1 protein-coding gene is annotated in these 297 nt (G+C 68.7%); it reads right to left on the bottom strand.

The window, feature by feature from the left end:
* Positions 1–297, bottom strand: a 297-nt coding sequence (locus D9V41_RS18175; protein WP_208006953.1) for a hypothetical protein, incomplete at both ends; no start/stop codon positions are given.

The raw sequence follows: 297 nt of genomic DNA on the forward strand, positions 1-297 counted from the left end.
AAGTTCGCCAGGCCCGGCAGGTTGGCGTGCTCGGCCAGCCACGACAGGTGGGAGCCCGCCCACTTGGTCGCCTCCGGCACGTCGTGGGTGCCGGCGAGGCCGAGGTACCTCAGCGATCGACCGAGTCGCGACCCGAGGTAGGACCGCGTGGCACGGTTCGGGACGATCACCTGCGGCGCTCCGGAAGCGACTTGGCGGAACCCGCCTCCGCGCTTGGGTTCGGTCTTCAACGTCAGGAACGGGCGGACGTACGCGTCGAGGTCTTCAGCGAACTTGTTGATCGCGTCGAAGCGGCAC

It is taken from the genome of Aeromicrobium phragmitis (assembly GCF_003674095.1).
GTDB classification, from domain to species: domain Bacteria; phylum Actinomycetota; class Actinomycetes; order Propionibacteriales; family Nocardioidaceae; genus Aeromicrobium; species Aeromicrobium phragmitis.